This is a genomic window from Campylobacter lari subsp. lari (genome assembly GCF_013372185.1).
GTDB classification, from domain to species: domain Bacteria; phylum Campylobacterota; class Campylobacteria; order Campylobacterales; family Campylobacteraceae; genus Campylobacter_D; species Campylobacter_D lari.
The window spans coordinates 1,299,324-1,325,439 of sequence record NZ_CP053830.1 but is presented as its reverse complement, the minus strand read 5'-3'; the positions used below and the strand labels follow the sequence as shown (position 1 = coordinate 1,325,439).

Here is a 26,116-nt window from a genome sequence, read left to right as displayed (position 1 = left end):
TTCAAGGCAAAAGATGCAGACAATATTACAAAAATTAAAAGATGAAAATAATTATAGATTTTTAAGAAAATTAAAACATATTGATAAATTTGTGATATTTGATGATAAAAAATTGCTTAATTTAGCGGGGAATGATTATTTAAATTTAGCAAATGATAAAAATTTAAAACAAGAATTTTTAGCAAATTTAAAAGAATTTGAATTTTGTAGTTCTAGTTCAAGAAGTTTAAGTGGTAATTATGAAATTTTTGAAGAATTTGAAAGTTTTTTAGAAAATAAATTTGATAAAAAAGTTTTGCATTTTAATAGCGGATATAGCTTAAATACTAGTTGTTTGCAAGCTTTAGGGCTTTTGAGAAATACTTTGTTTTTAGCTGATAAACAAGTTCATGCAAGCATTATTGATGGTTTAAGACTTAGCAAGGCTAAATTTTTTCGCTTTAAACACAATGATATAAAGCATTTGCAAGATTTAGTGCAAAAATATTATAAAGATTATGAAAATATTATAATCATAAGTGAAGCTTTATTTAGTATGGATGGAGATTTTGCACCTATAAAAGAATTTATAAATTTAAAAAAAGAATACAAAAATATAAAAATTTATATAGATGAAGCACATAGTATTGGTTGTTTTGGAGATGATGGCTTAGGATATGTCAAATCTTTAAATTTGCATAAAGATATTGATTTTTTAGTTTTTACTTTTGGTAAGGCTATATCTTCTATGGGTGCTTGTATAATAAGTGATGAAAAAGAATTTTTCATAAATAAAGCTAGAGCTTTTATTTACTCAACTGCTATTGCGCCTATAAATGTGGCTTGGACTTTGTATGTGTTTAAAAATTTGCATAAATTTAATGAAAAAAGAATTTATTTAAAAAATTTAGCTTTAGATTTTAAAAATGTTTTAAGTAAAAAATGTGAAATTTTAGGCGATGCTTATATAATATCTTTGATTTTAAAACAAAATGATTTAGCTGATAAAGCTTTTAATAAGCTTTTAGAAAATGGCATTTTTGCTCCCGCTATAAAAGAACCTACTATACCTAAAAATACTGCTAGAATTCGTTTTTCTTTGCATAGTGGATTAAAAAAAGATGATTTAGAAAAAATTTTGGAGTTATTTTGAAAACATATTTTTTACATAAAAATGAAAACTCATCAAATTTGATCTTATTTTTTTCAGGATTTTGCTCGCATTTTAGCCATTTTTCGCATTTAAAAAGTGATGAAAATGTTTTAATGGTTTATGATTATAGTGATTTTAATTTTGATATAGATTTAACCAAATTTAAAAATATCACTTTAATAGCTTGGTCTATGGGAGTTTGTGTAGCAAGTAAAATTTTAAAAGATATAAAATTTGATAAAAAAATCGCTATAAATGGCACAAATTTACCTATAAATGATGAATTTGGGATCAAAGAAGCTATTTTTAGACTTACGATGAAAAAATTTGATTTAGAAAATTTTAAAAAAAATATGTTTGAAGATGATTTAAATTTGAGTAAAAATTTTAAATTTAATGATGAGTCTTATTTGAAAAATGAGCTTTTGAGTTTGTATGAATTTTGTACTAAAAATTTAAATGAAAATTTTATTTGGGATAAGGCTTTACTTGGTAAAAATGATAAAATCTTTCCTTTTAATGCAAGTTTTAAATTTTTTAAAGATAAAGCTTTTATCTTAGATAAAGGACATTTTATATTTTTTGATTTTAGCACTTGGAATGAGTTTTGAATTTTTTAAAGGCTAAAAATACTTATAGCGCTAATGCATTGGTGCAAAAAGATATGGCTATAAAGCTTTGCAAAATGCTTAGCGATGGTGATTTAAAATATTTTGATAGAGTTTTTGAATTTGGTTGTGGAGTTGGAATTTTTAGCCAAATTTTGCAAAAAAATATAAAATTTAAGCATTATTTTTTAAACGATATTTATCCTTTTGAAAACCCTTGCAAATATGATGAATTTGGCGTTTTTGATATGAATGAGCTTAAAAATCATCATTTTTTTAATAAAAAATTTGATCTTATAACTTCAAATGCTTGCGTGCAATGGCTTGATTTAGATTTATTGATAGAAAATATTTCTTTTATTTTAGAAAAAAATGCTTATTTTCTTTTTTCTACTTTTGGAGAAAAAAATTTCACTCAAATAAAACAAAGTACAAATTTATCACTTAAATATTTAAGCTTGGAGCAAATTAAACAAAAACTTTCTAAAAAATTTAAAATCATCAAAGCAAAAGAAGAATTAAAAGAATTAAAATTTGATCATACTTTAGAGCTTTTTAGGCATTTAAAATTAAGCGGGGTTAATTCTTTAGATAAAAATTTTTTCATAAGCAAGGCATTTTTGAAAAACTACGAAAAAGAATTTCAAAACACCTTGACTTATCACCCTATGTTTTTTTTGCTTGAAAAACACAACCATTAGTGTTTTAGGTAAAAAGGATAGGTAAAAAACACCAAATGGATTAAATTTAAACCATAGTGAAACAATACACTACTCCATAAGCTTTTTGAATACTTATAAGCTAAGCCATAAATCAAACCCGCTATACTAGCAAATACAATCATCAAAACACCGCTTTTGTAATGCACTAGTCCAAAAGCTATGCTTGCGATTAGTAAGGCAAGGTTGGGGTGGATAAACTGCGTAAGTCTTTGTTGGAGATAACCTCTAAAAAAAGCTTCTTCCACTAAAGCCACCAATAAAAGGTTTGAAAATAAAAAATACAAAATCCATGATGGTAAGCTGATTTCTAGCTTGATTACGTCTAAATACCAAGGCACACATAGTAAAAGAATGGGAGATAAAAATAACAAACCCCATTTTAGTACTGAAGCTTTGGTGTAGTTTGTGTTTTTAAATAAAATTGGAAAAAGTAAAAAAAGTATAAAAACACCTAGTGGTTTGTCGATGCTAAAGTAAAGATTAAAAGGTGCACTATTTGTGCTTGCATAGACTTGATCTAAGACTTTGATGTTGTTTACGCCCGGGATAAAATGAAGAAATAAAGCCAAAGCATAGATAAACAAAGCTACTTCAAGTATGAAAAATTTTTTATACTGATACAATATAGCTATGATAAAAACTAATACATTAATCATTATAAAGGTTGCGTTTATAATGTTAAACATATATCCTAGTAAAAGTGAAAAGAGTAAAAATAAATACGATATTTTAGCTTTATCAAGTGAAAGTAACACCAAAGAAATAGCCAAAAAAAGATGAGTGCTTAAAGCCACCATATAAAATCCTTTTTATAATTGATCTAGATACAGTTGTACTATTTCTTCTCTTAGATAAAGCTTGTTAAAATCACTTATATTCATATTTAAAGCAAAAGCGTAAATTTTGTCACTTTTTTTACTTTTTATAAAACCTACGATTTGTCCATATTGTCTAAGACCCCAACCTGTTTTTGCAAAAAGTTCATAATGATCATTTTCTTTTAACTTGATGATATTAATCACTTCTTCTTGTATATGTTTAGGGTAATCTAGTGTTAAATTGGCAAGCTTAAAAAGTAAAGTAGCTTGTTCTTTAAGACTAATTTGTAAAGAATCATCTATCCAAAACTCATCTATTTTACTTATTTTTTGGTTGCCATAATTAAGTTTATTTAAGTTTTTTTGCATTTTTTCTAAGCCTATTTTTCTAGCTAGTTCTTTATAAGCAGGTAGTTGTGATCTTTGCATAGCTAAAGCTAAGTTTGCATTATTTTTCCAAGATGGTAAAAATACTTTTTCACCTTTGTAATGATAAAAAATTTCATTAGTATCTTTCACAACACCTTCATTAAGTGCGATTAAGGCATTGAAAATTTTAAAAGTAGAGGCAGGTAAAATGCGTTTGTTTGCTTTTTTAAAGTCATTGCTATAATAATTTTTACCATCATAAGCTATAAAAACTCCACTTTCATTATAATCTTTAAAAAGATCTTTTAAATTTTCATTTGCCAAAGCAAAAGAGCAAAAAAGACCAAAAAGCAAAAATATTTTTTTCATTTTGTTTCCTTATATTTATATTAATACTAATTATATAGCATAAGAACTTAATTTTTTTTATTGAGTACTTTTCTTAAGGCTAAAGATGCTAGAGCGAGTCCAAAAGAGGCTGTCACGCCCATAAAAGAACCAAGATCTTTACAATGAGCTTCTTCATCTGAAAATACTACATCAAAATCCCCTTTAAAGCCTGACTTTCTAAGTTCATAGCGGAATTTTTTAGCTAGGGCATCACCATGAGTTTTAAAGATGCTTGTGGTTTTAATGCGTGTTGGATCAAGTTTCCTAGCTCCACCAGTTGATGAGATAAAAATTTGCTTTTTTAAATCAACTAAGTTGGCTAAAGCAACTTTGGCAGGTATATCATCAATTGCATCAATGATTAAATCAAATTCGTTCAAATCAAAATTTTTTAAAAACTCATCATTAATTTTACTCACTATACCTTTAGCATTATAAATGCGTTCAAAAACCTTAGCCTTTTCTTTGCCTATATTTTCACTATGTAGTTGGCGGTTTTGATTGGTTGTTTCAAATTTATCTGCATCGATTAAAGTTAAATTGCTAAATCCACTTCTAAAAAGCGCATCAACACAAATTCCACCAACTCCACCAAGTCCGCAAACTAAAACTTTGGTATTTTGAAATTTAATAAAATTTTCTTCATTAACAAGCCATTTTATACGCGTGTATCTATCCATTTTTCATCCATTTTTTGAGATTTTTCATTTGTTTATAAGCTGTTAGATCAAGCATTATAGGGGTTATTGTGGCATAGCCTTGTTTTAAAAGTGCAATGTCTGATTTTTTTTCATCTTCATGATCAAGATTAGCAGCAGCTAACCAATAATACTCAATACCTCTTGGGTTGATATTGGAGTGAGCTTCATAGCTATAAATTCTTTTACCCGCTTTGCAAATTTTTATACCTTTGAAATTAGTTTTTGAAGATGGAAAATTGATATTTAAAAATTCTTTTTTGTCTAAAGGAAAACCTTTTTTGAAAACTTTTTTTACTATTTTTTTGGTTATATTAAGAGCGAGTTTGAAATTTAATTCTTTTTGATCATCTTGATAAAATTGCGATAAAGCAATAGCAGGAATTCCATGCAATACTGCTTCCATAGCACCTGCGCAAGTTCCTGAATAAGTGATGTCTTCTCCTACATTTGCACCTTTGTTTATACCACTGATGATAAGATCTGGCAGGTGATTTTTATACAAAGCATGTAAGGCTAAATACACACAATCTGCAGGTGTGCCATCTTCGAGTTTGTAAAATCTTTTTTTTACTTTTTGAAATCTTAAGGGTTTGGTTAAGGTTATAGAATGTGAGCAAGCTGATTTTTCATTTGCTGGAGCAACTATAGTAATTTCAGCTTTAAAGTGTTTTTTGAGTATTTTGGCTAGTTTTATCAAACCCTTGCTTTCGTATCCATCATCATTAGTTAGTAGAATTCTTTTCATATTTTTCCTAATTTTTTGTAAAATTATATCTATATTTTTAATTATTTATTTGCAAATATTTTTTATCATTACTTTTTTAATTTATTTTAAGGAAGAAAAATGAAAAAAATTTTAAGTTTATTTGGTGTTTGTGCTGTTTTTGCTAGCATGTCTTTTGCTGATATTAATATGTATGGTCCTGGTGGTCCACATTTTGCATTAAAAGAAGCTGCTAAAGCATATGAAGATAAAACCGGTGTTAAGGTAAATGTAAATTTTGGTCCTCAAGCTACTTGGTTTGAAAAAGCTAAAAAAGATGCTGATATTTTATTTGGCGCTTCTGATCAATCAGCTTTAGCAATAGCTACTGATTTTGATAGTTTTGATCCTAAAAAAATTCAACCATTATATTTTAGAGAAGCTGTTATACTAACTCAAAAAGGCAATCCTTTAAAAATCAAAGGTTTAAAAGATCTTGCTAATAAAAATGTAAAAGTGGTTGTGCCTGAAGGTGCTGGAAAAAGTAATACTTCTGGTACTGGTGTTTGGGAAGATATGATAGGTAGAACTAAAAATATCGATACAATAAAAAAATTTAGAAACAATATAGTAGCTTTTACTCCAAATAGCGGTGGTGCTAGAAAATTATTTTTAGATCAAAAAGCTGATGCTTGGATTACTTGGAGTGATTGGGTTAAAGCAAATCCTGATTTTGGTGATGTAGTAAGTATAGAAAAAGATTTAGTAGTATATAGAACTATCAATGTGGTTGCTAAAAATGATTCAGATAAACAAACACAAGATTTTATAAAATTCTTACAAACTGACGATGCTTATAAAATTTTTAAAAAATATGGCTACAACAAATAATATAAAATAATTTTTATATTAAAAAACAATTTTTGTATAATACCTTTTATAAAATTTTATAAAAGGTATTATATGTCAAAACTTCTACTTTTTAGTGCTTCTGGCTATAAAGATAGCCCGTATTTAAGCCATACTATCGAATTTATAGATACATTTTTAAAAGAAAATACAGCGATTGATGAGGACATACTTTTTATACCTTATGCAGGTGTTAGAAGAAGCTATGATGCTTATGAAGCTAAGGTAAAAGATGGTTTAAAAAAAGATAATATTAAATCTTTACACCATTTTAGTGATAAAAAAGAAGCTATTTTAAATGCTAAGGTTTTTTTAGTGGGTGGTGGAAATAGCTTTATGTTGTTATCTAAGCTTTATGAGTATGATTTATTAGAAGTGTTAAAAGAGCGTATTATAAATGGAGCTTGTTATATAGGTTGGAGTGCAGGATCTAATATAGCAGGAAAAAGCATAATGACTACCAATGATATGCCTATAATTATGCCAAAAAGTTTTGATAGTTTAGGCGTGTTTAAACATCAAATCAATCCACATTTTATAAGTGGTAAAATCGCTGGGCATAATGGAGAAAGCAGAGAAGAGCGTTTGGAGGAATTTTTAATCACTAATCCTAAAGATATAGTATATGCCATCCCTGAAGGTTCTGCCTTAAAAGTGCAAGGAGATGTTTTAAAAATCGTAGGTCATCATGATATTTTAAAAATACAATATCCTTTTGAGATCGAATATTTAAAAACCAATTGTGAATATAAAATTTAAAGGAAATAAATGCAAACTTTATATCTTTTAATTGCTATTTTAGGTGTTATTGCTGTGGTGTATTTGCTGATTAAAAAAGTAGAAACTAAAACAGCTTTGATTGGGGTGGGGTTTATCTTGTGTTTGCTCTCTTTAAAACCTACAGAGGCTTTGAGTGCTTTTACTCACGCTATGGTTCAACCTGCTTTGATTAAAGCAATTTGTGCAAGTATGGGTTTTGCTTTTGTGATGAAAGTTACAAAATGTGATAAGCATTTGGTAAAACTTTTAACAGCACCTTTGAAAAATGTAGGATTTTTCTTAATTCCACTTGCTTTTATGGTAACTTTTTTCATAGCTATTGCTATACCTTCAGCTGCTGGGTGTTCGGCTGCAGTAGGAGCTACTTTGATACCACTTTTAATGGCTTCGGGTATAAAACCTGCTATGGCAGCAGCTACTGTTCTTTGTGGAACTATAGGCGGTATTTTAAGTCCTGGGGTTTCACATACAGCTTTAATCTCTGAAATTTCTGGTAAAAATATACAAGAAATAATCTTGGTACAAACTCCAAATGCTCTAACAGCAGGAGTGATAGTTATGATTTCTTTGATGATTATGGCTTTGATTTTTAAAGATTATCAAAAAGGTAAAGTATTTGAAGTAGCAAATCAAAATGTAAAAGAAGAAAGTATAGAAAAAGTCAATATTTTATACGCTTTAATGCCTTTGGTGCCTTTAGCGATTTTGATAATAGGTGCAAGTCCTTTGCATGCGTATGAATTTTTGTCTTGGACTTCTAAAATAGGCGTGGCTGAAGCTATGCTTTTAGGAGCTATTATAGCTATAGTTGTAACTTGGAGTAAGCCTGATACAATTTCAAAAGAATTTTTCAATGGTATGGGAAAATCTTATGCTGAAATCATTGGTATTATTATAGCAGCGAGTGTTTTTGTGGCTGGTCTTAAAGCATGTGGGGTAATAGATATAATCATAGAATGGCTTAAAAATGAGCAACATTATGTGCGTTTTGGTGGGACTTTTATACCATTTTTAATGGCTATGATCACAGGAAGCGGAGATGCTGCTGCTATGGCGTTTAATAAAGCAGTAACAATCCATGCTCAAGATCTTGGGTTTGATCAAGTTAAACTTGGTACAGCTGTAGCAATGTCTGCTGTGCTTGGAAGATATCTTTCTCCTATTTTGGGAGCTTGTATTATCGTTTCAGCTATTGCTGGGGTTAGTCCTTTAGAGATTGTCAAAAGAACAGCTTTAGGATGCGTGATTTCAGTGGTAGTGATTGCTTTTGTGTTATTATAAGTTTAAGCTTAAAAGCTTAAACTTCTTTAGCAGCTAGTATGATAATTTCTTGTATAACTTTACTAGCAGCTTTTAAGGAATTTACTGGTAAATATTCATAAATAGAGTGAAAATTATGTGCTCCTGTAAAAATATTTGGACAAGGTAATCCTTTTTCAGATAATACTGCTCCATCATATCCACCACGCATAGGGATGATTTTAGTTTTTATATTTAAATTTTCATAAGCTTGTAATGCAAGTTTTATAGGTAAAGAATCCGTGCTTTTTAAAGAATTAAATACATTTTTATATCTATTGCTTAATTTTATATTGATTCTTTCTTCTCCATAAAGAGTTTTAAAACTATCGCATAAATTTTGTAAAAATTGCATTCTTTGAGTGTATTTTTCATCATCAAATTCTCTAACATCTATTTTTAATATAGTTTTAGCACTATTACCTTTTAAATCTTTTACCCAAAAATATCCTTCTTTATTTTCTGTATATTCTGGAGCTTCTCCATTTGGTAGCATAGATATAAATTTATGAGCTAGTATTAAAGAATTTATCAGTTTTCCTTTAGCACTCATAGGATGAGCTGATTTGCCTATAAATTCGACTTCGCAATCACCTGCGTTCCAATTTTCATATATAAACTCGCCTATTTCACAACAATCTAAACAATATCCAAAATCTGAATTTATTTCTTTTATATCAAAAGCTTTGGCACCTCTTAGGCCTTGTTCTTCATCTGGTAAAAAACAAGCATAAATATCTCCATGTTTAATATCAGGATTTTTTACAAAAAACTCTAACATATCCATTATAGCAGCAATAGCAGCTTTATCATCAGCTCCTAATAAACTCGTGCCATCTGTATGGATGATATCATCATTTATATAATTTTTAAGTTCTTTAAATTCATCTTCTTTTAGATATAAATTTAAATCTTTGTTTAGACAAATATCTCCACCTTTATAATGTGTAATTTGAGCTTTGGTATCATTTATTTGCTCCATACTTGTATCTAAATGTGCAAAAAAAGCTATTTTAGGAGCATTTTGGGTGTTTGCTGGTAAAAGAGCTGTAGTAATAGTATTGTCTCTTCTTCTTATATCTTTTAAGCCTAGTTCTTGTAGCTCTTTTTCAAGTAGCTTTGCAAGCTCCATTTGATTTGGACTGGATGGCATGATACCTTTAGCTCCATTTTCTCTGCTTGTTGTAGTGTTGATTTTAGTGTAATTTATAAATCTTTGAATAATATCCATGATTTTTCCTTTTAGAATTAAAATTAATAAATTATATCAATTCATTTTTTAAATATTTGATAAAAGTAAAAATTAAATGATATTTTCTATCAAAATTTACTTTAAATTATGATAATATACTTATATTAAAAACCAAGGAGGAAAAATGCAAAAAATTAAATTTATAATGATGTTAAGTGCATTGATGATATTGTTTATTGGATGTTCTTCTAAAGAACAAATTAATCCTTTAGGACGCTCTTTAGGTAAGATGAATGATAATGATCCTTTGAAAATAGGTAAAAATCCAACTCCACCTGCTAAGCAAAAAATACCAGCTTTAGTAGAAGGTAAGCATTTTCCTGCTATACCACTTGTACCACCAATAATTACTACAAATACTTTTAAAGGGGATAATTCTATCAAAGGACCGCTTCCAAGACTTACTTCAAATAACGAGCTTGCTCAAAATGCTTTATATGAAAACATAGGATTTGTAAGTGATTTTGTGACTATTATGAATCCAAATGGAGCCGCATTAACAGTTTGGGCCTTAAATCCAGGTAATTGGATATGGGGTTATAGTTTATTTAATAGTAAGGCTTTTGGTGATGCGAGGGTCTGGCAGTTGATTGAATTTCCAAATAATACTGTGATGATTAAAAATGCAAAAACTTTAACTTGTTTAACAGCTTATGGAAATGGTATAGTTCATTATCCTTGCGATCAAAGTAATCATGCGCAATTTTGGAGATTTTTTCCTATGAGTAATGGTACTTATCAAATTCAAAATTATGCCACTCAACAATGTATACAAACAACGGTTTCAAATGTGATGGAAGAATTTAATTTTAATTATTACAGTATCTTTTTAACTTCATGTTTAAAACCAAGAGAAAAAAATTTAGATAGACAATGGAGTGTTAGCGCACCAGCTTTTCAAACAATATCACCTTATGCTTATACAGGAGAGCAATGATGAAAAAAATAATATTTTTAATTTTAAGTTTCAATTTATTATTTGGTGTTTTAGAAAATTATAATAGTGGTACTTGGAATTTACAAGGTGCATCAGCTTCTACTGAAAGTAAGTGGAATATTAGTATAAGACAACTTGTAACTGGTGCTAATCCTATGGATATTTTGGCTGTTCAAGAAGCAGGTGTTTTACCAAGTACCGCTATAATGACACCAAGACAAGTTCAACCTGTGGGAGTTGGCATTCCTATTCATGAGTATGAATGGAATTTGGGCTCATCAAGTCGTCCAAATTCAGTTTATATATACTACTCAAGAGTTGATGTTGGGGCAAATCGCGTAAATATGGCTATTGTGAGTAGAATGAGAGCAGATGAAGTTTATGTTTTGCCGCCTCCAACTGTGGCTTCAAGACCTATTATAGGAATTCGCATAGGAAATGATGCATTTTTTAGCATCCATGCTTTATCAAGAGGTGGTAATGATGGAGGGGCTATCGTGAGTGCTGTAGATATGCATTTTAGAAATATGCCACATATTAATTGGATGATTATGGGAGATTTTAATAGAACCCCCGGTTCTCTTATAGGCCTACTTGATCCAGATTTAAGATCGCGTATTAACGTAGTTTCACCTCCGTCTTTTACGCAAACAAGTGGCAATACAATTGATTATGCAATTACAGGAAATTCAAGTACCACATCTTTATATGATCCGCCTAGAATTCTTGCAATCTTAGCTGTAGCAGGACTTAGGACTTTTTTAGCTTCGGATCATTTTCCTGTGAATTTTAGAAGACCTTAGGAGAAGATGATGAGAAAAATTTGTATTTTATTTTTTACTATTTTAAGTTTTTTAAGAGCTGATACCTTCTTTGATGATTTGGAAGACTTCACTCCTATGTTTGCTATAAGGTCTTTAGAAACAGGAATTTCACTAAGTCCTTTTAGATATAGTTCTGATAAATTGGAAGAGCAAAATTGGTTTTTAAAAGAAATAATACTTAGTGATGAGTTAAAGAAAAAAGATAGATATGCAGTGCAACGTCCTTTTGGTTATGTGCAGTTTATAAATCCTAGAGGTGCTGATGTGTGTTTGGCTGTTTTGGATGAAAAAACTTTTGGGACAAAATCTTGTAAGCAAGATTTACAAGATGGGCAAATGCAAACAGTTTTTTCTGTTATGCCTACAACAAATGGTGCTGTACAAATTAGGTCTTTGACACGAGGCGGGGTAAAATGTATGAGTACTTTTTATGATGCATATATACCTATAGAAAATCGCTTTGGCTTAGATGATTGTACCGTAAATCCTTCTGTGCCTATAGAATTAAAAGAGTTATTTTTCTTTGCTCCTGCTATCGTTGAAGCAACTCCACTTTATTAAACTAAACCCGCTTTACGGGTTTAAACTCTAAGTTAAAATTTGCTAAAATGTATTTTAAAATTGATATAAGGTAGGTTGATGAAAACCTTTTTAGTTTGTGCTCTAGAGCCATCAGCAAATTTGCATTTAAAAGAAGTTTTAAAAGCTTATAAAGATGAATATAAAGAATTTGATTTAGTTGGAATTTATGATGAGAGTTTGTGCGAAGAATTTAGTTTAAATTCTAAACCACTTTATAGCTCACATGAATTTAGCGCTATGGGTTTTATAGAAATTTTACCACTTATTTTTAAAGCAAAAAAAGCTATAAAAGAGCTTGTAAATTTAAGTTTTGAAAAAAATATAAATGCTATTTTGTGTATAGATTCCCCAGCTTTTAATATACCTTTTGCAAAAGCTTTAAAAAAAGCAAATTCTAAAATAAAAAGAATTTATTATATATTACCTCAAGTTTGGGCTTGGAAAAAAGGACGCATTCCCATCATAGAAAGTTATTTTGATGTGCTAGCTTCTATTTTACCTTTTGATGATAAATTTTTTAGTAAAAGCACTTATGTAGGACATCCGCTCTTAGATGAGATAAAAGAATTTAAAAATGAAGATGATATAAAAAATATACTTTCAAAAAAAGATGATGAAAAAATCATCGCTTTCTTACCAGGTTCAAGAAAAAGCGAGATAAAGCGTTTGATGCCTATTTTTAAAGATTTAAGCGCTAAATTTAATGGTAAAAAGATACTTTGTGTACCTGAGTTTAATCTAAAAAAATTAGATCTTTATGGTGATATTAGTGGTTTTGAAATTCAAAGCAATACTCCAAAAGTGCTTAAAAATGCTGATTTTGCTTTTATTTGTAGTGGCACAGCTACACTTGAAGCAGCCTTAGTTGGAACTCCTTTTGTGCTTGCTTATAAGGCTAAGGCTATAGATATTTTTATAGCAAAGCTTTTTGTGAAATTAAAACATATAGGCCTTGCAAATATTTTTTTAGATTTTGCAGGTAAAAATGAGCTTAATCCTGAATTTTTACAAAATGAAGTAAATGTAAAAAATTTATATCAAGCTTATATTAAATATGATTATAAGGCGTTTTTTGATAAGGTTGATTTTTTAAAATCTTATTTAAAATTTGCAAGTGCTAAAAATCTTGCAAAAATATTATATGAAATTTAAAGGAATAAAATGCAAAAAGAACCTATGAGCAAATATGGCTATGAAAAATTAGAAAAAGAATTAGAACATTTAAAAAAAGTTGAGCGCCCAAAGGTTGTAGAAGAAATTGATATAGCAAGAAGCCATGGAGATTTAAAAGAAAATGCAGAATATCACGCAGCTAGAGAAAAACAAGCTTTTATAGAAGGTAAAATAGCTGAACTTGGAGATTTAATATCAAGAGCGCAAATCATCGATCCAGCTTCATATGAGCACGATAGTGTGAAATTTGGTTCTTGTGTTGTAGTAGAGGATTTAGAAAGTGAAAAACAAAGCACTTATACTATAGTTGGAGTAAATGAGGGAAATTTAGAAAAAGGTTATATTTCTATAAATTCGCCTATTGCTAGAGCTATGCTTGGAAAAAAAGAAGGAGATGATTTTAAAGTGCGTTTGCCAAAGGGTGAGAGTGAGTTTGAAATCATTTCTATAGAATATAAAGCTTTGGAATTTTAATTTTTGCAAGAAATTATTATAAAAGAAAATGCTATTTTTATAGCAGATGCCCATGAAAATGAAAACAGGTGTGGTTTTTGGGAATTTTTACAAGCTTTAAAAAATGATGAAATTCAAACCACGCAACTTTTTTTAATGGGCGATATTTTTGATCTTTTAATTTATGAGATAAAAGCCACACATAAATTTGCAATGCCTTATATAGAACTTTTAGAAGAATTAGCTAAAAAAATAGAAATAATATATTTAGAAGGAAATCATGATTTTAATTTAGCTAAATTTTTTAAAAAAGTGAAAGTTTTTAGTATAAAACAACAACCTTTACTTTGTGAATTTCAAGATAAAACCTTAGTAAAATTAGCCCATGGAGATATTTTTTTAAAACCATTTTTACAATTTTGCTTGAAAAGTTTGAGAAATCATTACTTGCTTTGTTTTTTAAATTTCATCAATGAAATTAGTGGGCAAAAAATCACTAATAAAATTTTACAAAATCAAAACAAAAAACAGCTTGTTAGAAAAATTCATAATTTTGATATGATCGTTAAAAATCGCATTAAAAACTATGAAAGTAGGTTTATTATAGAAGGGCATTATCATCAAGATGTTTTTTTTGAATTTGAAAATACAAAATATATAAATTTAGCTACTTTTGCATACAAGAAAAGTTTTTTTATAGTAAAATATGAGCCAGAAATCAGATTTCACAAAATAGAACTTAAGGGGGCATAATGTTTGATGAGAATGTCGTGAAAACAGGTTCAAATGAAATGGAACTTGTTGATTTTCGCATCTTTAAGCAAGGCCAAGATAAAGTCTATGAGGGAATTTATGGTGTAAATGTTTCTAAAGTTAGAGAAATCATAAAAATTCCTTTTTTGACTGAAATTCCAGGGGTGCCTGAGTATGTTGAAGGTATTTTTGATCTTCGTGGCGTGGTAATTCCTGTGATTAATTTGGCTAAATGGATGCAAATTCAAGAACCAGAAATGACAAATATAAAACCTAGAGTTATCATTACTGAATTTAGTAATGTGTTAATAGGCTTTATCGTTCATGAGGCTAAAAGAATTCGTAGAATTAATTGGAAAAATATTGAACCAGCTACTTTTGCAGCTAGTGCGGGTAGTTTAGATAAAAGTAAAATTACCGGTGTAACTAGAATTGAAGGTGATGAGGTTTTACTTATATTAGATTTAGAAAGTATAGTTCAAGAACTTGGAATTTATACTCCACAAACAGATATAGAAGATGATAAGATTCAAAAAATCGATGGTATGGCTTTAGCACTTGATGATAGTTCTACTGCAAGAAAACTTGTTAAAGATTTACTTAATAAAATTGGCTTAAAAGTTGTAGAAGCAAAAGATGGGGTTGAAGGCTTACAAAAATTACAAGAATTGTATGGTACTTATGGTGAAGATTTAAGCAAGCATCTTAAAATTATCGTAAGTGATGTTGAAATGCCTCAAATGGATGGTTTCCACTTTGCAGCCAAAGTAAGAGAAGATGAGAGATTTAAAAATATTCCTATAGTATTTAACTCTTCTTTATCGAATGAATTTATGAGTGATAAAGGCGTTAAAGAGGCAGGTGGAGAGGGATATTTGGTTAAATTTAACGCAAGTGATTTCTTTGCTGAAATTTCTCGTGTTATTAAAAAACATGAAAAAGGTGAGGAGTAAAAATGGAAGATATTCAAGAAATACTTGAGGATTTTTTAGTTGAAGCCTTTGAACTAGTTGAGCAAATCGACCATGACTTAGTTGAACTAGAAGCAAATCCTGAAGATTTAGAATTATTAAATAGAATTTTCCGTGTTGCGCACACAGTTAAAGGATCATCAAGCTTTTTAAATTTTGATGTTTTAACTAAACTTACTCATCATATGGAAGATGTTTTAAATAAAGCAAGACACAATGAGTTAAAAATCACCCCTGAAGTAATGGATGTGGTTTTAGAGTCTATTGATATGATGAAAACTTTATTAAATTCTATTAGAGATAATGGAAATGATACAGCAATAGGACTTGATATAGCTCCAATTTGTGCAAGATTAACTGCGATTTCAGAAGGTGAAAGTTTAGATGGTGTTAAAACAGAAACTAAGGTAGAAGCACCTAAAGAAGAGGTAAAAGAAGAACCAAAAGCTGAAGAGCAACCTGAAGTTGATGTTAATAAATTAAGTGATGATGAAGTTGAAGCAGAAATCGAAAGACTTTTAAAAGTAAGAAAAGCCGAAGATCAAGCAAGACGCGCTGAAAAGAAAAAAACACAACAAGCCAATCCAACTCCAAGCAAACCAGCTGCACAAACACAAAATGCTCCAGCTGAGAAAAAAGTTCCAGCAGCAAGTGGAGGAAGCAGTGGTGCAAATATGGATCAAACCATTAGGGTTGAAGTAAAAAGACTTGATCATTTAATGAACTTAATTGGTGAGCTTGTTCTTGGTAAAAACCGCTTGTTAAAAATTTACGATGATGTTGAAGAAAGATATGATGGAGAAAAATTCTTAGAAGAATTAAATCAAGTTGTATCTCAACTTAGCATAGTGACAACAGATATTCAATTAGCAGTTATGAAAACAAGAATGCAACCAATTGCAAAAGTTTTCAACAAATTCCCAAGAGTTGTTCGTGATTTGGGTCGTGAGCTTGGTAAGCAAATGGAACTTGAAATTTCAGGTGAAGAAACAGAACTTGATAAATCAATCGTAGAAGAAATCGGCGATCCTATCATGCATATGATTAGAAATTCATGTGATCATGGTATAGAAGATCCTGCTACTCGTTTAGCAAATGGTAAGCCAGAAAAAGGAACTGTAAATCTTAAAGCATACAATGAAGGAAATCACATTGTTGTTGAAATTGCAGATGATGGTAAAGGGCTTGATGCAGATGCATTAAAATCAAAAGCTATAGAAAAGAATTTGATTACAGAGCGTGAAGCTGATCAAATGACAGATAAAGAAGCATTTGCTCTTATTTTCAAACCAGGTTTTTCAACTGCTGCAAAAATTACTAACGTTTCAGGACGTGGCGTTGGAATGGATGTTGTTAAAACTAATATTGAAAAATTAAATGGTGTGATAGAAATTGATAGTGAGCTTGGAAAAGGCACTGTAATGAAGCTCAAAATTCCATTAACACTAGCTATTATCCAATCATTACTAGTTGGAACTCAAGAAGAATTCTATGCTATACCACTTGCAAGTGTTCTTGAAACAGTTAGGGTGCCAATTGATGATATTTACACTATTGAAGGTAAAAATGTGCTTCGTTTAAGAGATGAAGTTTTATCTTTAGTAAGACTTTCTGATGTATTTGGAGTTAAACAAGTACTTGAAAATAGTGATCAAACTTATGTAGTTGTTATAGGTGTAGCAGAAAGCAAACTTGGTATCATAGTAGATACTTTAATAGGGCAAGAAGAAATTGTTATTAAATCAATGGGTGAATATTTGCAAAATATTCAAGGAATTGCTGGTGCAACTATCCGTGGTGATGGTAGGGTTACATTGATTATCGATGTGGCTGCTATGATGGATATAGCTAAAGAGATTAAAGTAGATATTAAAGCTCAGATTGAAGCACAATCTAAAAAGGTTGTAAAAGAAAAACCAAGTGATTACACTGTGCTTATAGTGGATGATTCTAAGATGGATAGAAATATCATGCAAAAATCATTAGAACCGCTGGGAGTGAGCATTATAGAAGCAACCAATGGTGTTGAAGCTTTAAATACCATTAAATCAGGCGAGCATGATATTGATGCAGTGTTGATTGATATTGAAATGCCAAGAATGGATGGTTATACTTTAGCAGGTGAGATTAGAAAGTATTCTAAATATAAAAACCTTCCGCTTGTTGCAGTAACTTCAAGAACTAGTAAATCAGACCGCTTAAGAGGTGTGGAAGTAGGAATGACTGAATACATCACTAAGCCTTACTCTCCAGAGTACTTAGAAAATGTAGTTAGAAAAAATTTAAAACTAGGATGAGAAGATGAGTGATAAATTAAACCAGGTTTTACAAAAACAACAAGCACAAATTTCTGAACCTGATATTGATAAAGAAGAGGATATTATTCAGCTTGTAGGTTTTGTTGTAGGAGATGAGGAATATGCTATTCCAATTTTAAACATACAAGAAATAATTAAGCCTATAGAATACACTAGAGTTCCAAGTGTACCTGATTATGTTTTAGGTGTGTTTAATATGAGGGGTAATGTTATGCCTTTAATTGATCTTGCAAAAAGATTTAATCAAGGCAGTTCTAAAATGACACCTCAAACTAGATATATAGTTTTAAAAGGTGTTGCAAATGGAAATCAAACTCCTGCAGGTAATGCAGGTTTTGTGATAGATAGACTTACAGAAGCTATTAAAATTCACAGAAGCAGAATTGATCCGCCACCTGAAACTTTACTAAAAGAAAAAGGTATGATTTTTGGTATAGGTAAAAGAGAAGAAAATATTCTTACTATACTAAAAGCTGATGCTTTATTAAAGCGCGAGTTTTAATGATAAAACTTTGTGCTTTTGATTTTGATTCTACGCTAATGGATGGTGAAACCATTGATATTTTAGCACAAGAGTATAATGTCGGTGATGCTGTTAAAAGCATCACTGATAAAGCAATGAATGGTAAGCTTGATTTTTTTGAAAGTCTAAGTGCTAGAGTATCCTTGCTTAAGGGTATGCCTGTTGATCAGGTAAAGAAATGCTGTGAAAATTTACCTTTGATGAATGGCGCTAAAGAATTGTGCGAGTATTTAAAAAATAAAAACATAAAAATTATTATTTTTAGCGGTGGATTTCATGAAGGAATTGATTTAATACAAAATAAACTTCATTTTGATTTTGGTTTTGCTAACTTTTTACATAGTAAAAATGGTGTTTTAACGGGAAAGGTTGGCGGAGAAATTATGTTTAACAATTCAAAAGGTATTATATTACAAAGACTTAAGAAATTTTTAAATTTAAAAACAGAAGAAATCATGTGTGTGGGTGATGGAGCTAATGATATTTCTATGTTTAAAGAATGTGGATTAAAAATAGCTTTTTGTGCCAAAGAAATTTTAAGATCTCATGCAGATATTTGCATAGATAAAAAAGATTTAAAAGAGATAATAAAGGTAATACAATGAAAAAATTTTCTCTATGGTGTGATTTTATAGAAAATGAATTTTTAGATCATGAATTTTTGGATTTACTTTATGCAAAAACTATAAATGGAGCTACTTCAAATCCTGCAATTTTCAAAAATGCTATTTTAAACTCAAGCATTTATAAAGAAAAAATCAAAAAAATTAATATCAAAGATAAAAAATCTTTATATGAGTATTTAGCTATTGAGGATATACAAAAAGCTGCAGATAAATTATCTTTAAATTTTTATGAAAATAATGATGGTTTTATCAGCATAGAAATTGATCCAAGATTAAAAGATAATACTAGTTTATCTTTGGCTGAAGCAAAAAGATTATACACACAAATTTCAAAAGAAAATGTAATGATGAAAATTCCAGCTACAAATGCTTCATATGAGGTAATGTATGAGCTTATGAAAAGTGGAATTAGTGTAAATGCTACTTTGATTTTTGATTTTGAACAAACTAAAAAATGTTTTGAAGCTTTAAATTTGGGATTAAAAGAATTTAGAAAAAACAATATCGCAAACAAAAAAGAACCACAAGCTGTAATTAGCATTTTTGTGAGCCGTTTTGATAGATTGTTAAATGGAAAAGTGGTGGATAAAAATTTTATAGGAATTCTTACAGCGACTAAATCATACAAATATATCATTTCTCAAAATGAAGATAATATCAGAGCTTTATTTGCAAGTACGGGTGTTAAGGGTGATGATTTAGAAAAAGATTATTATATAAAAGAATTATTATATGATAAAGCCATTAACACAGCACCCCTTGATGCCATAAATGCTTTTAAAGGAAAAAATTTAGTATTTAAAGAACCTTTAAAAGATGAGTGTATAGAAAAAAAATTACAAGCAAATATTTCAAATGATGAGTTAAAAAATGCTTGTAAGTTTTTATTAGATGATGGTTTAGAGCAATTTTGCATAGCTTATGAGGATATTTTAAAATCTTTATAAACTTATTTAGCTATAATTTGTGTTTATTTTTTTAGAAAGGAAAAAGATGTTAGAAGGTATCGTTAGAGAGAGTATCGGTAGAAAAGCTGCTAAGGCTTTAAAAAGAGATGGTTATCTAATCGCAAACATCTATGGAAAAGGATTAGAAAACATCAATGCTGCTTTTAAAATAAATGAATTTATCAAAGAAGTTCGTAAAAAAACCACTTTAGCTTTTGATGTAAAAGTTGGAGGTAAAGTATTAAATGTTGTAGTGGTTGATTATCAAAAAGATCCTGTAACAGCTGAGTTAAAACATGTTGATTTAAAAGTGGCTCAAAAAGGTGTTATTTCTAAATACATGGTTCCTGTTAAGATAGTAGGAACTGCTATGGGTCTTAAAAACAAAGGTGTTTTAATACAATCTAAAAGAAGATTAAAAGTAAAATGTGCAGCTGAAAATTTACCAAATTATTTTGAACTTGATGTAACAAAACTTGATGTTGGTGATGCTTTATTGGTTCGTGATGTGGTTGTGCCTGAAGGTGTAACTATGGTTGATGCTGATAGAGTAGCTGTAGTTGGTGTAGAAAAAGCAAGATAAAATGACCTTAGTCGTAGGACTTGGTAATATAGGAGAACAATACGCTCAAACTCGTCATAATGTAGGGTTTATGCTAATTGACTTGCTTTTAAAAGATTTAGAAGTTGCTAAACTTTCAAATACTAAATTTAAAGGAGAACTTTTTAAAAGTTCTCTTGCTTTTTTTTTAAAACCTTCCACTTATATGAATTTATCTGGAGAAAGCGTAAAAGCTGTAAGTGATTTTTATAAATGCGATAGAATTATTGTAATCCATGATGATATAGATTTAAATTTGGGTGCTTTGAAATTTAAAATAGGCGGATCAAGTGGTGGGCATAATGGACTTAAAAGCATAGATAATCTTTGTGGTAATGCTTATGAGAGAGTGCGTATAGGAGTAGGAAAAGATCAAGATGTGATTTCTCATGTTTTGGGCAAATTTAAACAAGAAGAGCAAGAAAGTTTAAATAAGGTTTTAGAGCAAGCAAAAAAAGCTTTATTTGAACTTTTAAAATCAAACATAGAGCAAGTTGCTTCAAAATATTCTATAAGAAATTAAAATGAATGTATTTTTTCGTTATATTTCATCATTGTATTTAAAATCATTTTTTATTTTATTTTTTTCTTTAACATTTTTTTTTGTTGCAATTGATTTTTTGGTAAATTTTAATAAAATTCCAAAAAGTGCAAATTTAGAATTACTTTATATACTTTTTTTAACATGCTCAGCAGTTTCTTATATATTGCCACTAGCTATAGTTTTTGCCTTGATTTTATGTGTTTTTAATATGATACGTTCAAATGAATTTGTTAGCTTATATGCTTTGGGTTTAAGTAAAAATCAAGTGATTTTTTATCCTTTTTTATGGGCTTTGTTTTTTTGTTTTGTATATATTGGTTTAAATTTTACCCCTTTTGCTTATGCAAATGAATACAAAAGCAATATAATAAAAACAGGTCTTGTCTCAAGAGAAGGTGGAAATGTTTTAATAAAATATGATAATAAATTTGTGTATATAGAAAAAACTAGTACAAATTCTTTGTATAATGTAAAAATTTTTGATGTAAAAAATTTAGATATCAAACAACTCACACAAGCAAAAAAAGCGCAATTTAACGGACAATCATGGGAGCTTATTGATGTCAAAACCATAAAAGTCCCAGATAAGCTAATAGTCTCTCAAGAGGGTTTAAAAATAGAAGATTTTAAAAGTATAAAAGGTTTGGAAAATTTCTCACCAAAAATTTTAGAGAGAATTTCTTTAGTAGAAAGTGATCCTTCTTATTCTATAAGTGATGCTTTAGAGAGTATTTTGATATTTGCAAAGCAAGATATATCAACAAATACTCTTAGAACAAGTTTATATTCATTAGTTTTTATTCCATTTTTTGCGCCTTTTTTAATGCTTATAATTTATTATTATTTTCCAATCACAGCAAGATTTTTTAATTTAGCCTTTTTAGCCTTTGTATTTTTCATATCAGTTCTTAGTGCTTGGGGTTTATTATTTTTGTTAACAAGATTAAGTGAAAATGAAATTTTACTTCCTGAATTTGGCATAATGTTACCAATTTTTATTTTGATTTGCATGGGAAGTTGGTTTTATTATAAAAACAAATAAAAAGAGGTTTTTTATGGATTATTTAAAATTAGCAAAGCAATATAACACTCCTTTTTATGTTTATGATTTTGATAAAATCAAAGAGCGTTTTTTACTACTAAAAGAAGCTTTTAAAGCAAGAAAATCACAAATTTTTTATGCAGTTAAAGCAAATTCAAATTTAAGTGTTTTAAAACTTTTAGTTTCTTTAGATAGTGGATTTGATTGTGTTAGTGCGGGTGAGATTTATAGAGCTTTAAAAGCAGGTGCTAAAAATTATAAAATTATTTTTAGTGGGGTAGGTAAAAGTGCTGATGAGTTAAAATATGCTCTAGAGCAAAATATACTTTATGTAAATTTAGAAAGTTATGAAGAAATGCTTCTTTTGGAACAAATTGCTAAAGAAAGTCAAAAGATAGCTCGTATAAGCATAAGAGTAAATCCAAATGTAGATGCAAAAACCCATCCTTACATATCTACAGGGCTTCATGAAAATAAATTTGGTGTAGATATAGAAAGTGCTAAAAAAATGTATATTTATGCTAAAAATTCACAATTTTTAGATCCAGTTAGCGTGCATTTTCACATAGGCTCACAAATTCTTGATATAAGTAGTATTCATGAAGCTTCTGTAATTGTTGCAAAATTAGTAAAAGAGCTTTTAGCTTTGAAAATTAATATTAAGTTCTTTGATATAGGTGGGGGTTTAGGAGTTTGTTATAAAGATGAGCAAGAGCCAAATTTGTATGATTATGCTCAAGGAATTTTAGCAAGCTTGCAAGGACTTGATGTATGTATAGGTATGGAACCAGGTAGATTTTTGGTGGCAAATGCAGGAGAGTTTGTAACTAAAGTTTTGTATGAAAAATTCAATGATAAAAAGCGTTTTGTGATTGTTGATGGGGCAATGAATGATTTATTGCGTCCAAGTTTATATAATGCTTATCATGAAATCACACTTTTAAGTGAAAACAAAGAAGAAAGCCTTTGTGATATTGTTGGTGGAATTTGTGAAAGTGGTGATTTTTTAGCAAAAGATAGAAAATTAGCTAAGACAAAAGCAGGGGATTTGATTATAATTAAAAGCGCAGGTGCATATGGCTTTAGCATGAGTAGCAATTATAATTCTCGCAATAAAGTGTGTGAATTAGCCTGTGAAAATAATGAAGTAAGAATGATTAGAAAAAGAGAAAGTTATGAAGATCAAATTGCTTTAGAGCTTGATTTTTTAAAGGATTAAAATGCTTTTTTTGGATGTGCAAGGGACTTTGATTTCAGATTATGATAAAAGTCCTATAGATGGAGCTTTAAAACTCATTAAATCTTTAAATAAAGAAAAAATTCCTTATGTAATCATCACTAATAATACTAAAAAATTAGATTTTTTAAATTATTTACAAAATTTGGGTTTTGAGATTAATGAAAAGGTTTATATTGATCCTTTTTGTGTTTTAAAAGATCATTTAAAGCCTTGTAAAATAGCAGCTTTTGGTGCAAAAGAATTTTTACAAAGTCTTCAAGAGCTAGGTTATGAACTTGATTTTGATAATCCAAAAGCATTTTTAATAGCAAGTTATGATGATTTTAAATTTCAAGATTTTGCTAAAATGATAGAATATGTTAAAAATGGTGTGCAAGCTATAGCAATGCATGAGGGTAGTATTTATAAAAAAAACTCAAAGCTTTATCCAGGTGTTGGAAGTATCATGGCTATGCTTAAAAATGCATGTGGGTTTGATTATAAAGTCATAGGAAAACCTAGCAAAGCTTTTTATGAAAGTGCTTTAAATTTATTAAAACTACAAGATTGTAATGCATGTTTTGAAAAGGTTTTAATAATAAGTGATGATTATAAAGGTGATTTACTTGGTGCTTATGAGCTTGGTATGCAAACAGCTTTGGTTTTAAGTGGTAAAATTTCTAACACTCAAGGCCTTGATACAACTAAACTTAATTTTGTGTATGATAGTATTAAGAATTACTACATATCGAGGTTTAAATGAAAGAGATAGAAAAATTACGCAACAAAATCGATACTATCGATGATAAAATTTTGGCTTTGCTTAATGAAAGAATGCTTCATGTTAAAGATATAGGAGTTATTAAGCAAAATTTAGGTGGGAGTATTTATAGACCTGAGCGTGAAAGGGCTATTATAAATAGACTTAAAAATTATAATCATGGTTTATTAGATCAAAATGCAATCGAAGCAATTTATCAAGAAATTTTTGCTGTATCAAGAAATTTAGAAATGCCTCAAAGCATAGCTTATTTAGGTCCTGAGGGAAGCTATACTCATCAAGTAGCAAGAACGCGTTTTGGCGCTATGAGTCGTTATACTCCACTTGCAAATATAGAAGATGTTTTTAAAGAACTAGCTCATAAAGAAGCAAAATATGGAGTAGTCCCTATAGAAAATAATACAGCAGGTGCAGTGGGTGTGACGCTTGATTGTCTTGGAAAATACGAAGATGTAAAGATTTTTGCTGAAATTTATATGGATATTCATCATTCTTTTGTAAGTATGAGTGAGAATTTAAAAGATATTAAACGCATTTATTCTCATCCGCAAGGTTATAACCAATGTAGAAATTTTTTAGAAAGTCATGATTTAAGTGAAATAGAATTTGTAGCAAGTAAATCCACAGCTCATGCAGCTTACTTAGCTTCACAAGATGTTACTTCAGCTGCAATTTGCTCTAAGATTGCAGCAAAACTTTATAATGTGCCTATATTGTTTGAAACGATTGAGGATAATTTGGCAAATCGTACTAGGTTTTTGATTTTAAGTGATATAAAAATACCTCAAATGCCTCATTGTAAAACTTCCATCTTGGCACTTGCTGCGCACAAACCAGGTGGGCTTAGTGATTTATTATATGAGTTTAAAAAAGAGGGGATAAATTTAACAAAACTTGAATCACGCCCTATAAAAACAAGAGAATTTGTGCATAGTTTTTATATAGATTTTGAAGGACATATTGATGATGAAAATGTCCAAAGAGTATTAAAAAAAGCTGAGCATATAAAATGGCTTGGATCATATTTATCAGGAGAAAGCAATGAAATTTAATCCTTTTTTAGAGGCTATTAAAACTTATGAAAGTGGCAAGGATATGGATTTGGTTGCTAAAGAATATGGTTTAAAAGAAGTTATTAAACTAGCAAGTAATGAAAATCCTTATGGCACAAGTAAAAAGGCTAAAGAAGCCATCATAAATAATGCACATTTAGCTCATTTATATCCTGATGATACTATGAGTGAATTAAAACAAGCTTTAGCACAAAAATATGATATTTTAAAAGAAAATCTCATCATAGGTAGTGGGAGTGATCAAATTATAGAATATATAGTACATGCAAAACTTGATCATTCTAAGGCTTATTTACAATGTGGGGTTAGCTTTGCTATGTATGAAATTTATGCAAAACAACTAGGAGTTAAGGTTTATAAAACCCCAAGCTTAACCCATGATTTAAATGAGTTGTATGAGTTATATCAAAAGCATAAAAATGAAATCAAAGTAATCTTTTTATGTTTACCTAATAATCCTTTAGGTGAGTGTTTGGACGCAAGTGCAGTTTTTGAGTTTTTAGAAAAAATTGATGAGGATTGTTTGGTGGCCATTGATGGAGCTTATAATGAATTTGCTTCATTTAAAGATAGCAAAAAACATATTAATCCTAAGGAATTAATCCATAAATTTCAAAATGCAGTATATCTAGGAACCTTTTCTAAGCTTTATGGTTTGGGTGGTATGAGAGTGGGTTATGGTATAGCTTGCAAGGAAATTATCAATGCATTTTATAAATTAAGAGCACCTTTTAATGTGACTAATTTGAGTTTAAAAGCTGCTGTTGCTGCGTTAGATGATGATGAGTTTGTGCAAAAAACTTTGGAAAATAATTTTTCACAAATGAAACTTTATGAAGATTTTGCTAAAAATTATAAAATTCGATATATTCCAAGCTATACAAATTTTATTACCTATTTTTTTGATGAAAAAAATAGCACAGATTTATCTGAAAAACTGCTTAAAAACGGTATAATAATAAGAAATTTACAAAGTTATGGTTTAAATGCTGTGCGTATAAGTATAGGTACAGAGTATGAAAATTCAAGGTTTTTTGAAGAGTTTTCTAAAAATTTTTAGTTTGTA

29 protein-coding genes are annotated in these 26,116 nt (G+C 29.3%); 24 read left to right on the top strand and 5 right to left on the bottom strand.

From position 1 onward, the window contains the following. Positions 1-13: 13 nt before the first annotated feature. The 3 genes from CLLT_RS06940 to CLLT_RS06930 are packed head-to-tail and all read left to right on the top strand — an operon-like array spanning position 14 to position 2,441. Positions 14-1,132, top strand: coding sequence for an aminotransferase class I/II-fold pyridoxal phosphate-dependent enzyme (locus tag CLLT_RS06940; protein ID WP_074692392.1), 1,119 nt, complete (start codon positions 14-16; stop codon positions 1,130-1,132). Next, complete coding sequence (locus tag CLLT_RS06935) at positions 1,129-1,743, top strand: pimeloyl-ACP methyl esterase BioG family protein (RefSeq protein ID WP_074692394.1); 615 nt, start codon at positions 1,129-1,131, stop codon at positions 1,741-1,743. The genes CLLT_RS06940 and CLLT_RS06935 overlap by 4 nt, the downstream gene beginning before the upstream one ends. Then, positions 1,740-2,441 (top strand): methyltransferase domain-containing protein, encoded by a 702-nt coding sequence (locus CLLT_RS06930; protein ID WP_012662083.1) that lies wholly within the window; start codon positions 1,740-1,742, stop codon positions 2,439-2,441. Before CLLT_RS06935 ends, CLLT_RS06930 begins: the two co-directional genes overlap by 4 nt. Here CLLT_RS06930 and CLLT_RS06925 read toward each other — a convergent pair. The 4 genes from CLLT_RS06925 to surE are packed head-to-tail and all read right to left on the bottom strand — an operon-like array spanning position 2,438 to position 5,485. Next, the gene (locus CLLT_RS06925; RefSeq protein ID WP_070255292.1) at positions 2,438-3,259 is read right to left on the bottom strand and encodes a CPBP family intramembrane glutamic endopeptidase; all 822 of its coding nucleotides are present in this window, start codon (positions 3,257-3,259) and stop codon (positions 2,438-2,440) included. The genes CLLT_RS06930 and CLLT_RS06925 overlap by 4 nt on opposite strands. 12 nt (positions 3,260-3,271) lie before the next feature. Beyond that, the gene (locus CLLT_RS06920) at positions 3,272-4,018 is read right to left on the bottom strand and encodes a class D beta-lactamase OXA-493 (protein ID WP_012662081.1); all 747 of its coding nucleotides are present in this window, start codon (positions 4,016-4,018) and stop codon (positions 3,272-3,274) included. 47 nt (positions 4,019-4,065) lie between these two features. Continuing rightward, positions 4,066-4,719, bottom strand: a complete 654-nt coding sequence (locus tag CLLT_RS06915; protein WP_070255289.1) for a ThiF family adenylyltransferase — start codon at positions 4,717-4,719, stop codon at positions 4,066-4,068. Beyond that, entirely contained in the window at positions 4,712-5,485 is a 774-nt protein-coding gene (gene surE, locus CLLT_RS06910; RefSeq protein WP_070255286.1) for a 5'/3'-nucleotidase SurE, read from the bottom strand. Before surE ends, CLLT_RS06915 begins: the two co-directional genes overlap by 8 nt. A 99-nt stretch (positions 5,486-5,584) precedes the next feature. On the opposite strand from surE, the gene CLLT_RS06905 reads away from it, so the two are divergent. The 3 genes from CLLT_RS06905 (at position 5,585) to dcuC (ending at position 8,413) form a co-directional block, all read left to right on the top strand. Further along, positions 5,585-6,334, top strand: a complete 750-nt coding sequence (locus tag CLLT_RS06905) for an extracellular solute-binding protein (RefSeq protein WP_070255283.1) — start codon at positions 5,585-5,587, stop codon at positions 6,332-6,334. Positions 6,335-6,406: 72 nt separating this feature from the next. Then, entirely contained in the window at positions 6,407-7,111 is a 705-nt protein-coding gene (gene pepE / locus CLLT_RS06900) for a dipeptidase PepE (protein WP_074692395.1), read from the top strand. A 9-nt stretch (positions 7,112-7,120) separates the two neighbouring features. Beyond that, the gene (dcuC, locus tag CLLT_RS06895; RefSeq protein ID WP_074692397.1) at positions 7,121-8,413 is read left to right on the top strand and encodes a C4-dicarboxylate transporter DcuC; all 1,293 of its coding nucleotides are present in this window, start codon (positions 7,121-7,123) and stop codon (positions 8,411-8,413) included. A 16-nt stretch (positions 8,414-8,429) separates the two neighbouring features. On the opposite strand, the gene pepT is transcribed toward dcuC, so the two are convergent. Beyond that, positions 8,430-9,662 (bottom strand): peptidase T, encoded by a 1,233-nt coding sequence (pepT, locus tag CLLT_RS06890; RefSeq protein WP_012662075.1) that lies wholly within the window; start codon positions 9,660-9,662, stop codon positions 8,430-8,432. Positions 9,663-9,807: 145 nt separating this feature from the next. On the opposite strand from pepT, the gene CLLT_RS06885 reads away from it, so the two are divergent. From CLLT_RS06885 to hisC, 18 genes are all read left to right on the top strand, one after another. Beyond that, entirely contained in the window at positions 9,808-10,620 is an 813-nt protein-coding gene (locus tag CLLT_RS06885; protein ID WP_074692399.1) for an RICIN domain-containing protein, read from the top strand. Beyond that, on the top strand, positions 10,620-11,423 hold the full coding sequence (locus CLLT_RS06880; protein ID WP_070255450.1) for a cytolethal distending toxin subunit B family protein: 804 nt from the start codon (positions 10,620-10,622) through the stop codon (positions 11,421-11,423). The genes CLLT_RS06885 and CLLT_RS06880 overlap by 1 nt, the downstream gene beginning before the upstream one ends. A gap of 9 nt (positions 11,424-11,432) precedes the next feature. Then, on the top strand, positions 11,433-12,005 hold the full coding sequence (locus tag CLLT_RS06875; RefSeq protein WP_012662072.1) for an RICIN domain-containing protein: 573 nt from the start codon (positions 11,433-11,435) through the stop codon (positions 12,003-12,005). Positions 12,006-12,083: 78 nt separating this feature from the next. Then, positions 12,084-13,178 (top strand): lipid-A-disaccharide synthase, encoded by a 1,095-nt coding sequence (gene lpxB / locus CLLT_RS06870; RefSeq protein ID WP_074692400.1) that lies wholly within the window; start codon positions 12,084-12,086, stop codon positions 13,176-13,178. Positions 13,179-13,187: 9 nt separating this feature from the next. Beyond that, complete coding sequence (gene greA / locus CLLT_RS06865) at positions 13,188-13,673, top strand: transcription elongation factor GreA (RefSeq protein ID WP_012662070.1); 486 nt, start codon at positions 13,188-13,190, stop codon at positions 13,671-13,673. A gap of 3 nt (positions 13,674-13,676) precedes the next feature. Continuing rightward, positions 13,677-14,405, top strand: coding sequence for a UDP-2,3-diacylglucosamine diphosphatase (locus CLLT_RS06860; RefSeq protein ID WP_012662069.1), 729 nt, complete (start codon positions 13,677-13,679; stop codon positions 14,403-14,405). After that, on the top strand, positions 14,405-15,358 hold the full coding sequence (locus CLLT_RS06855; RefSeq protein ID WP_012662068.1) for a chemotaxis protein: 954 nt from the start codon (positions 14,405-14,407) through the stop codon (positions 15,356-15,358). The genes CLLT_RS06860 and CLLT_RS06855 overlap by 1 nt, the downstream gene beginning before the upstream one ends. A 2-nt stretch (positions 15,359-15,360) precedes the next feature. After that, positions 15,361-17,673, top strand: a complete 2,313-nt coding sequence (locus tag CLLT_RS06850; protein ID WP_074692402.1) for a hybrid sensor histidine kinase/response regulator — start codon at positions 15,361-15,363, stop codon at positions 17,671-17,673. A 4-nt stretch (positions 17,674-17,677) separates the two neighbouring features. Further along, entirely contained in the window at positions 17,678-18,196 is a 519-nt protein-coding gene (locus CLLT_RS06845; RefSeq protein WP_012662066.1) for a chemotaxis protein CheW, read from the top strand. Beyond that, positions 18,196-18,822, top strand: a complete 627-nt coding sequence (gene serB / locus CLLT_RS06840) for a phosphoserine phosphatase SerB (protein ID WP_012662065.1) — start codon at positions 18,196-18,198, stop codon at positions 18,820-18,822. Before CLLT_RS06845 ends, serB begins: the two co-directional genes overlap by 1 nt. After that, positions 18,819-19,790, top strand: coding sequence for a transaldolase (locus CLLT_RS06835; RefSeq protein WP_074692404.1), 972 nt, complete (start codon positions 18,819-18,821; stop codon positions 19,788-19,790). The genes serB and CLLT_RS06835 overlap by 4 nt, the downstream gene beginning before the upstream one ends. A 46-nt stretch (positions 19,791-19,836) precedes the next feature. Continuing rightward, the gene (locus CLLT_RS06830; protein WP_012662063.1) at positions 19,837-20,373 is read left to right on the top strand and encodes a 50S ribosomal protein L25/general stress protein Ctc; all 537 of its coding nucleotides are present in this window, start codon (positions 19,837-19,839) and stop codon (positions 20,371-20,373) included. Between the two features lies 1 nt (position 20,374). Then, a complete protein-coding gene (gene pth / locus CLLT_RS06825; RefSeq protein ID WP_070255265.1) occupies positions 20,375-20,914 on the top strand; it encodes an aminoacyl-tRNA hydrolase in 540 nt (179 codons plus the stop codon). Position 20,915: 1 nt separating this feature from the next. Further along, positions 20,916-21,977 carry an LptF/LptG family permease gene (locus CLLT_RS06820; protein ID WP_074692406.1) on the top strand — a complete coding sequence of 354 codons (1,062 nt, stop codon included), beginning with the start codon at positions 20,916-20,918 and terminating at the stop codon, positions 21,975-21,977. 13 nt (positions 21,978-21,990) lie between these two features. Beyond that, the gene (lysA, locus tag CLLT_RS06815) at positions 21,991-23,196 is read left to right on the top strand and encodes a diaminopimelate decarboxylase (RefSeq protein WP_074692407.1); all 1,206 of its coding nucleotides are present in this window, start codon (positions 21,991-21,993) and stop codon (positions 23,194-23,196) included. 1 nt (position 23,197) lies between these two features. Next, on the top strand, positions 23,198-23,959 hold the full coding sequence (locus tag CLLT_RS06810; protein WP_074692409.1) for an HAD-IIA family hydrolase: 762 nt from the start codon (positions 23,198-23,200) through the stop codon (positions 23,957-23,959). Further along, positions 23,956-25,029, top strand: a complete 1,074-nt coding sequence (gene pheA, locus CLLT_RS06805; protein WP_012662058.1) for a prephenate dehydratase — start codon at positions 23,956-23,958, stop codon at positions 25,027-25,029. Before CLLT_RS06810 ends, pheA begins: the two co-directional genes overlap by 4 nt. Then, the gene (hisC, locus tag CLLT_RS06800) at positions 25,019-26,110 is read left to right on the top strand and encodes a histidinol-phosphate transaminase (protein ID WP_012662057.1); all 1,092 of its coding nucleotides are present in this window, start codon (positions 25,019-25,021) and stop codon (positions 26,108-26,110) included. Before pheA ends, hisC begins: the two co-directional genes overlap by 11 nt. Positions 26,111-26,116: the final 6 nt, after the last annotated feature.